The 9,839-nt window shown below is 39.0% G+C and carries 7 protein-coding genes; all 7 read left to right on the top strand.

The features are described from left to right. Positions 1–2 precede the first annotated feature (2 nt). The 7 genes from ACMAZF_RS03900 (at position 3) to ACMAZF_RS03870 (ending at position 9,827) form a co-directional block, all read left to right on the top strand. Positions 3–1,475 carry an Ig-like domain-containing protein gene (locus ACMAZF_RS03900; protein WP_435276168.1) on the top strand — a complete coding sequence of 491 codons (1,473 nt, stop codon included), beginning with the start codon at positions 3–5 and terminating at the stop codon, positions 1,473–1,475. 98 nt (positions 1,476–1,573) lie between these two features. Then, the gene (locus ACMAZF_RS03895) at positions 1,574–3,745 is read left to right on the top strand and encodes a type I secretion system permease/ATPase (RefSeq protein ID WP_435276167.1); all 2,172 of its coding nucleotides are present in this window, start codon (positions 1,574–1,576) and stop codon (positions 3,743–3,745) included. Continuing rightward, positions 3,742–5,115, top strand: a complete 1,374-nt coding sequence (locus tag ACMAZF_RS03890) for an HlyD family type I secretion periplasmic adaptor subunit (RefSeq protein WP_435276166.1) — start codon at positions 3,742–3,744, stop codon at positions 5,113–5,115. Before ACMAZF_RS03895 ends, ACMAZF_RS03890 begins: the two co-directional genes overlap by 4 nt. Positions 5,116–5,130: 15 nt before the next feature. Next, positions 5,131–6,552: a TolC family outer membrane protein gene (locus tag ACMAZF_RS03885; RefSeq protein ID WP_435276165.1), complete on the top strand. Its 1,422-nt coding sequence runs from the start codon at positions 5,131–5,133 to the stop codon at positions 6,550–6,552. Continuing rightward, entirely contained in the window at positions 6,552–7,148 is a 597-nt protein-coding gene (locus ACMAZF_RS03880) for an OmpA family protein (RefSeq protein WP_435276164.1), read from the top strand. The genes ACMAZF_RS03885 and ACMAZF_RS03880 overlap by 1 nt, the downstream gene beginning before the upstream one ends. A gap of 8 nt (positions 7,149–7,156) precedes the next feature. Further along, the gene (locus ACMAZF_RS03875; protein ID WP_435276163.1) at positions 7,157–7,885 is read left to right on the top strand and encodes a transglutaminase-like cysteine peptidase; all 729 of its coding nucleotides are present in this window, start codon (positions 7,157–7,159) and stop codon (positions 7,883–7,885) included. A 7-nt stretch (positions 7,886–7,892) separates the two neighbouring features. Beyond that, entirely contained in the window at positions 7,893–9,827 is a 1,935-nt protein-coding gene (locus ACMAZF_RS03870) for a bifunctional diguanylate cyclase/phosphodiesterase (protein ID WP_435276162.1), read from the top strand. Positions 9,828–9,839 lie beyond the last annotated feature (12 nt).

Genomic DNA, 9,839 nt, shown 5'->3' with positions numbered 1-9,839 from the left:
CAATGATTTTCGACGTTAAACTAAGCAATAGTTCAGGTGAGTCTGACGGTGACTTCATAACAAGAGATCCTGCGATTGTACTCACCGGTAGTTTGACTGCCAGTATAATTAATGTTGGCCAACGAGAGTATATACAAGTACTCATTGATGGTAAATGGGAGGAAGTTCAAACTTGGGCGTCTACTTCAAATGGTCAGTTCCTTGCTGCAGGCTGGGAGTTAGATCTGACAGACCGTCCACTTGATGAAGGTACTCATGAATTCCAATTCAGAATTATTGATTTAGCAGGAAACATTACAACGGAGTATAAGCAAGAGGTAACGATAGATACTGTTGCCGGAGCGCCACTTGTAGACATGGATGCTGGTGATGATCAATTGATTAATTTGGATGAAAGCACATCAGCTATTGACGTATCAGTTGATTTATCTGACCCAGCAATTCAAGTTGGCGATGTATTAAACATCCGATTCTTTATTCAAGGGTTGAAAGTCGAAGATAAGAAGATTGATGTTACACAAGAAATGCTTAATACAGATTCTTATTCAACAACACTTCCAATTGGCTTTGTGGTCGATGGGCAAGAAGTCGCAGCAACAGTTTCGATTACTGATAAAGCAGGAAATCCAAAAACTGCTCATAGTGATGTTATTGCGATTGACCTGACTGCGCCAGATGTACCAACAGTCACATCATTGTTGACTTCAAATGTTAACCCAACAATTACAGGAAGCGTGTCTATGGGCGAAGGATACTCATTCCGAGTAACCGTTGATGGCAGTACTTATACAGTAGGTGATGGAAACTTAACTATCGATGGTAATGTATGGTCATTAGTTATCCCCGACGATAACTCCCTTGAGTTAACTGGTACTTATTCTGTTACTGCAGTTGTGACTGATAAAGCAGGGAATGAATCTACAGACGTTTCTGATTCTGAAATAGTAATTAACCCAACAGCGCCAGCACAAAGCTCACTTCCTGAAGTAAAATCTCAGGATGAATTTACACCTTCAAAGGCAGCTCCAATAAGCAACGATTTCCTCATTGGTGAGAATGGTGATGATGTAATGATTGATGTATTAGATACACCGCAGACGATAAACCAATCATTGCCTTCATCGGCAACAGGTCAACCGGAAGTTATCGAAGGCTTTGTATTAAATGAAGATAAACTCGATTTATCCGACTTATTAGCCCTTGACAATGCGTCGGATTTAGAGAATTATCTATCAATTACATCTGATGAGAATAGCACCACAATTTCAGTTGATATTGACGGCGAAATAAGTCAAACAATTAAGCTTGAAGGTGTAGATTTATCGCATGAATTAGAACAAGGGCAATCTTCTGTAATTAATACGTTATTTACTAATTTAGGAGACCAAGCGCTACTTAGCCCAAGTAATGTAAGTGATGATGCAGCGTTAACTAACAAGCCACTATTAGATGACGAGGATATTAGCGACTTATAGAAAGTGTGCTATATTATTAATAAATAACGTAATAGTGAAAAGTGCCAATGCAACTTGCATTGGCACTTTTCCGATATTGATGTAAAAAGGTAATTATATTGCAGTCACCAGAAAAGGCACAGGCTCAATGGGCTATTTCACCGTCTCAACGAGTTAATAGCGATCCTTTATTGGATTGTTTAGTGATTTTAACTGAGCATTTTGGCACGCCCTGCTCTGCAGAAGCGTTATCCGCTGGCCTCCCAATTACAGAAGCAGTGTTATCCCCCGAATTACTCCCCCAGGCGGCATCTCGCGCTGGATTAACAGCAAAACTTAATCGCAAAGGGTTAGATGAGATACCAGGTATGCTTTTACCTTGTATTTTAATGCTCAAAGATCAAAAAGCTTGCGTACTTCAGGAACTTGATTTTGACAATGATAGAGCAGTTATTTCGTTGCCTGAAACTGGTGGTCAAGACGAGTTAACGATTGCCGAACTTAAAACACAATATGTTGGTTATTTGTTTTTAATAAAACAACAGTATCGCGGTGATAAACTTCAAGATGTGCATCATTATCAGCATAAAGAACACTGGCTATGGGCTTCAATCAAAAGCGCCGCTAGTATTTACCGCGATGTAATCATTGCAACTATTTTAATTAATATTTTTGCCCTTGTATCTCCTCTTTTTGTCATGAATGTATATGACAAAGTCGTACCAAATCTTGCGTTTGAATCGTTATGGGTATTGGCACTAGGAGCCGGGTTAGCTTATATTTTCGACTTGCTATTAAAACAACTACGGGGTTATTTGATTGATGTAGCAGGTAAGAAAATAGACATAACAATGTCATCAAAATTATTTTCTAAAGTAATTGGTATTCCACTTGAAAAACGCAGCCCCAGTGTTGGTGGCACCGCAAAACAAGTCAGTGAATTTGATACAATTCGAGACTTTTTATCGTCTGCAACCATTACCGCAATGGTCGATTTACCTTTTGCATTATTCTTTATGTTTATTATATGGTTAGTCGCTGGCGATTTGGTAATGTTTCCGATTATTGCAACGGTGCTAATTATTGGATATACACTTTTAATTCAACCAAAATTACGTCATGCCATTGAAGAGAGTAATAAGTTCTCTAGTTTGCGCCACGGTCATTTAATTGAAAGTCTGAGTTCTATTGAATCCATAAAAGCAAATGGAGCCGAAGGCATTGTGCAGAAAGCATGGCAGCAGATGCTTGGCCACACTTCAAATTGGAATATGAAATCTAAAAATATTTCGAATTCAGTTTCCAACGTTGCAAGTTTTGTTGTTCAAACAGCTGTAATTGGCGTCATAGTGTTAGGTGTTTATCGTGTTTCAGAGAACATGATTTCTATGGGTGCAATAATCGCGTCGGTCATGTTATCTAGCCGTGCGATATCGCCAATGGCAAAGATTGCAGGGTTACTAACTCGCTCAAATCACACCCTCACGGCAATGGCAGCAATAAACACTTTGATGGAAACCGAAGAAGAATTTGAAAACAAAGGACAACTAGTTAGTATTGCTCGCCTTAAAGGGCACATTAATGCCGAACAGTTTGGTTTTACTTATCCAGAGATGGAAAGGCCAGCACTATATCCAATGTCCATAAAAATTGAATCAGGAGAAAAGATCGCAATCATTGGCCGAAATGGTTCTGGTAAAACAACATTAGCCAAGGTACTTCTTGGATTGTATCAACCAACAACTGGTTCATTGCAATTTGATGGTGTTAATCATGGACAAATCCATCCTAGTGATCTCAGACGTAATTTTGGCTATTTACCTCAAGAGGTGACTCTTTTTCATGGTACAATTCGCGATAATATTCTATTTGGAACAAGACAGGTAACGGAATACCAATTAATTCGAGCAGTTCAATTATCAGGTGTTAGCTTATTTACCGACCTTGAGAATGAAGGGTTAGATATGCAGGTTGGTGAAGGTGGCCAAGCGCTTTCACGTGGTCAGCGTCAAAGTGTTTCTCTAGCGCGCGCTATCTTAAACGATCCGCCTATTTTATTGCTAGACGAACCCACCGCTAGTTTAGATGCACGTGCCGAGAATCAGTTTATTCGGTCGATGAAACTTACGGGTAAAGATCGTACGGTGTTACTGATTACTCATAAAATGCACTTATTGAATCTAGTCGATAGAATAATCGTCTTAGATAGAAATAGACTCATTGCCGACGGCCCTCGTGATGCTGTTTTAGAAAAACTTAAAGCAGGAACATTAGGAGGCGAGAAAAAATGAAGATAACCCAGCAAGATATTGAAATGGCAGATGATGTCTATGGAGCTATGCTTACGCAAGCTCCAAGTATACATCGTTTAACTATTTGGGCATTAGCTGCATTAATCTTAACCTTCATTATTTGGGCCTATTTTGCTGCTTTAGAACAAGTAACGTCAGGTGAAGGCAAGGTTATTCCGTCATCGAATACACAAATTGTTCAAAGTTTGGATGGCGGTATCCTTGAAGAACTTTATGTTCGAGAAGGCATGTCCGTATTAAAAGGACAACCGCTCGCTCATATTGATGACACTCGCTTTCAATCTGATGTTAATCAGCAAAAACAAGAAGTTGATAGCCTACGTTCGAATATTATCCGACTGCGTGCAGAGCTAAGCAGCATTTTAGTCGGTGATGATTCAAATTGGCGACTACAAATTAAAATAGCTAAAAAAGACATTACCTTTACTAGTGAACTTGCTGAAAAGGTGCCTGAATTAGTGGCAAGGCAACAACAAGAATATAACGGCCGAATAGATAGTTTGATTAATCAGCTCGCTATTCAGGGTCGTAAAATAGAGCAAAAAACACAAGAAATTCAAGAGTTAGACTCAAAGATAGGTACATTAAGACGAAGTTATGACTTTGCAAACAAGGAATTAAGCTTAACTCGCCCTCTTGCTGAAAAGAACATTATTCCTGAAGTTGAATTACTAAAGCTTGAAAGAAATGTAAATGACATCTTAGGCGAATTAGAAGGTGCTCAACTGCTGCGTCCTAAATCGGAATCGTCACTGAGTGAAACGATTTTACAACGACGTGAAACGGCCTTGAAATATCGAACAGATACGCGTGCAGAACTAAACAAAATGCAAGCAGAGCTCTCTCGTATGAATGAAGCACAGGTGGGAGTTCAAGATAAAGTAGAAAAAGCTTTAATGACCTCTCCTGTAGTTGGTACAATAAAAACTATACATATCAATACACTTGGTGGCGTTATTACGCCGGGTCAGCCGTTAATGGAGATAGTCCCAACTCAAGATAAGCTATTGATTGAAGCTAAAATAAAGCCTCAGGACATTGCATTCTTGCATCCAGGCCTACCTGCCATCGTAAAGGTTACAGCGTATGACTTTGCAAAATACGGCGGACTACACGGTAAAGTAGAACATATTAGTGCTGATACAACGCAAGATGATAAAGGTAATAGCTTTTATATAATACGAGTTCGCACTGAATCATCTAGTATTATAAAGAAAGATAAAACGGAACTTCCTATTATTCCAGGGATGATGACAACCGTTGATGTCATTACGGGAAAACGCACAGTGTTAGAATATATTCTCAATCCAATATTGAGAGCTAAGCAATCTGCGTTAAGAGAACAGTAAATTAAAGGACTGTATATGCAATTTGATATAACTTCATCGAAATGTGCACTAAAGCGTAATTCAATGATTGCCTGCGCCCTACTAGGGACAGTAGTAGTGTCACCTATTACACAAGCGCAAACTCTAGAACAAGCAGTAGCTCAAGCAATGGATAATAATCCTGATCTTAGAATCGCATTAACCCGATTTAAAGTTGCAGAAGAACGTATCAAACAAGCAAAAGCTGGATATTTCCCAACGGTTGATTTAACGGCAGGATATGGGCATGAAGAAACTAATAGTCCCGGAACGCGTCGAGGAATTTACGCTGAAAATGGCGATGATGGCCAAGCTGGATTAAAACGTGGCGAACTTACCTTAAGTATCAAACAAATGCTCTTCGATGGTTTTTACACTGGCAGTGATACATCTAGAACAGAAAGAGAAGCGAGTTCAGAGCAATGGACGTTATATTCTACAGCAGAAGATTTAGCACTTGATGTTGCAAAGGTTTATAACGAAGTGCTAAAAAACCAAGAAGTACTATCTCTGTCAGAGAAAAATCTTCAATCTCACCAAGATATTTATGAACAAATTAAAGAACGGACTGAATCAGGCCTAGGCAGTGTCGCTGATTTATCTCAAGTTACTGGTCGACTTGCACGAGCAAATGTTAATTTGATTTCCGCGACAAATAATTTCCGTGACAGCGTGTCAAAGTTTCGTAAACTCGTTAACCACGATCCTAAGGATTTGATTGTTCCAGTACCTGATGCAGATATGGTACCAACCACAGAAGACACTGGTTTAAAAGACGCTTTAGTAAACCATCCCGAAATCAAATCATCACTTAATGATATTGAAGCTGCGCGTTACGCACGAGAAACTTTCACATCTAGTTTTTATCCTACGTTTACCCTAGAAATTGATGCAAATGCGAACAATAATCTATCGGGTGAAGAAGGTATTGATCGTCTAAACAATGACATCGGTGGCCATAATAACAGCGCATCAGCCATGTTACGCATGAAATATAATTTATATGCAGGTGGACGAAACGCCTCACAATCGAGAGCTGCTGCGTACCAAATCGCTGAAGCCGTTGAGCTAAATCGAAAAGCTCATCGCGACGTTACTGAAGGATATACGCTTGCATGGAATGCATACGAGCTTCTCACTATGCAACTGCAATTTATTCAACAACACGTTGACTCATCAAAGCAAACTCAAGCATCCTATGAGCAGCAATTTAGACTGGGTCAACGCAGCCTCTTAGATTTGTTAGATACTGAGAATGAGCTTTTTGAAGCACGTAAAGACTTTTTAGAAGCAAAATATCAAAATATCGATGCGACATATCGCCTGCTTAACGCTACAGGACAATTGCTAGATTCACTGCGTGTGACGCGCTCTAACTTGTGGGATGGCGAAGATAGCTACGAAGGAGGAATTAAATAATGAAGTATTTTGTAATAGCGATAAGTTTTTTAGCCCTTGCCGGTTGTGCAAATGACATTGTGGATATTGAACAAGCAGTCATTCAACAACATAACCTTGAAGACCTAGATGCCGACGGTGTTATTGAAGCTCGTGAGCGATGTGCAGATACATTCTTAGGCGCTAACATTGATAACTATGGCTGTAGCAGCGTAAAACGTATAGACGACAGTATTACGCTAAAAATTAACTTTGCGAATAACTCTTCTGTCATCAGTCAAACTGATTTTGAAAAGATTAAAGAAGTTAGTGATTTCATGAGCAAGTTTCCTGGTAGCCATGTAACAATCGAAGGGCATTGTAGCCGCCAAGGCTCAGCAGAACTTAATCAAAAACTCTCTGAAAGCAGAGCAAATGCCGTTGCTAATGTGTTAAAAAATCAATACGGAATTGCTGCTTTTAGAGTCGCAGCAGTAGGTTATGGTTTTGACAAATTACTGGATGAAAATGATTCACCGCAAGCGCATTCTAAAAATAGACGAATCGTCGCTTCATTGACGGGAACAGAGCAATCAACAGCCATGAAATGGACAATTTATACTGCCGACGGCTTATAGAGTTTTAAATGGAGCTTGTGCAGCGCAATCAAAGGATTAACTGGTCACTCAGGCTCTTGCTAGTACCAATGCTCATTTCATTTGGTCTCTGTGCAAAAACTGATAGCAGTATTGATAATCAAAAGGTTATAGACGCGCTTAAGAAAAATTACGGCGAGCGGGCTGGTAAACGCGGTAACGCTTGGGTAAAAATTTTAACCCAAGCTAAAGCTTTATCGAATAGAGAAAAATTAGAAAAATTAGAAAAATTAGAAAAATTAGAAAAAGTAAATCGGTTCTTTAATTATTTTCGATTTGTAGATGACATTAAGTTGTGGGGCGTTAAAAATTATTGGGCAACCCCGATCGAGTTTATAGGTGTGAATGGTGGTGATTGTGAAGATTACTCTATTGCAAAATACTACACTTTATTAGAACTCGGTGTACCGGATGAGGAAATGAGAATAACCATGGTAAAGGCATTACGTCTAAATCAATACCATATGGTTTTAGCGTATTATGAAACGCCGGGATCAGTACCGATCATCCTAGATAATATAGACGGTAAAATAAAACCTGCAACTAAACGAAACGATTTATTACCCGTATATAGCTTTAATGGTACACAGCTATGGTTAAATAAAGAAAAAGGACGTGGTGTTCTTGCTGGTGATTCTAAGCGCTTGAAGCGCTGGTCAAGCCTTAAGCAACGCCTTGGCGTAAATAACCTAAAACAGCCTAAGTTAAAATTGGAGTAACACAGCAATGACCCTGTTTCAACAGATCAACTCACTGTTATTTGGACTCTTTTTGCTTGTAATGTCGAGCATCGTCTATTTTCAGTTTACTGAAACAAAAGACTTTATGACGCAGCAAATGGAGTCTGACTTAAATAACACGAGTACATCACTTAGCCTCATGCTAAAGCCACACCTGGAAACAGGTGATTTAGTTGGCGCAGAAACGTTGATAAACGTTGTATTTGAGGGCGGGTTTTATCGACGTGTCACGTTAACTTGGCTTGTTGATAATAAAACACAAACATGGGAAAACCCAATCGTTATTGATGGTGTTCCCAGTTGGTTTTCTGATCTTGGTTTATTCGAATCTCAAACTAAAGAAAGTTTGATTACGTCTGACTGGATGCAGCTTGCCACATTAGAAATTGAAGCTCATCCCGGTATTGGCTACCGTGAGTTATGGCGCATCATGAACGACACCCTGCTTGTCTTATCTATATTGTTTATTGTTTCATTAATTGTGTTGCGATTACGGTTAACTGCCATCCTTAAACCATTAAATGAAATTGCTGACCATGCGAAAGGGATTGCACAACGAAAATTCCATAAGGACATGGCATTACCTTCAACATCTGAATTAAAAGATGTTGTTATTTCTATTAACTCAATGTCCAATCAGCTTAAGAAAGTCTTTAATACCTTAGACAATGAAGTTGATAGTTTGCGTAAAGATAGCCTCGTAGACCGCGTATCAAACTTACCTAATCGTCAATATCTAACGGGTCAACTCAATAGCTGGTTAGCTGAACCTGGATATGGTGGTTTAATCCTTGCTAAATTCGATTGGTTAGAAGAGATACATAGTAAATACGGTTATCAAGTACGTGATGAAACAATCAAGGTATTAGCTGAAGCTATGCAGCAGCAACTGCCAAAAATAGCAGAATCAGTCATTGCTCGTATTGCAAATGTCGAGTTTGCCTTCTTGATCACCAAGGGTGAAGAAGAGCAGATCAAAAGCTATGTTCAAACCTTAGTTCGTTTGATTAACCAAGAGATGTCTAAAGCAGGTTGCGAACCAAATAGTGATTTTTACTTGGGTGTTACTATTCGTGAAAGTGACATGGAGCCGTCAGATTTATTGTCTCAATCTGATAATGCTTTACAACAAGCAACAAAAGAACAGAAAACTATTCAATGGTTTGATAGTAAAAAGCAACAACATAAATTATCTCGCGAAGAGTGGCGTAAAAAGCTTACTCATGCCATTAACAGTAATCGTTTTATATTCCAATGGCAGCCTGTCCATAAGATGAACAGTAGTGACGTATTACAGCGTGAAGTCTATTGTCGCCTTAATGTCGACGGACAAGTCCTAAATGCTGGTGTATTTATGCCATACGTTGAGCTACTTTCGTTAGGTAATGAGCTTGATAAATGTATTTTAAAATCGATTGTCAACAACAACATCTTAGCGAAAACTCATGAGCCTATTGCGGTCAATTTAACGAGTGATAGTGTTAAAGATACTATATTCCATCAATGGTTAGCTTTATTTCTTCAAAGCTCTACCAACTCTCATAAGATCCAATTTGAGATCCCAGAGTCTGTAGTAAGTAGTCATTTAGAAGAATGTATTGCGTTGTGTGAAACGGTTAAAGAATATGGTTCTAACTTTGGTATCGATCAATGTGGTCGCCGCATTGGTTCACTTAATTATTTACAACAAGTTAAGCCGACGTACGTTAAACTGGATCAATCATTCTCGTTCTACAGTAAGACCGAGCAAAATAGCGAACTATGTCGCGCCTTAGTAAATGTTGCTAAAGGAATCGGAATAGAAGTTATCGTTACAGCGATTGAAGACGAGAAGCAGTTAGCCAACTTTAACTCTTTACACCCTAACGGATACCAAGGATTCATTTACCCGCCAGTAGAAATAGATCCTCACGAAAATTAGACATTAAAAAGG

Origin of the sequence: Psychrobium sp. nBUS_13, assembly GCF_051201665.1 — a bacterium.
GTDB lineage: Bacteria > Pseudomonadota > Gammaproteobacteria > Enterobacterales > Psychrobiaceae > Psychrobium.
The sequence above is the reverse complement of the archived record's forward strand: the minus strand, read 5'-3'. Positions and strand labels throughout refer to the sequence as shown.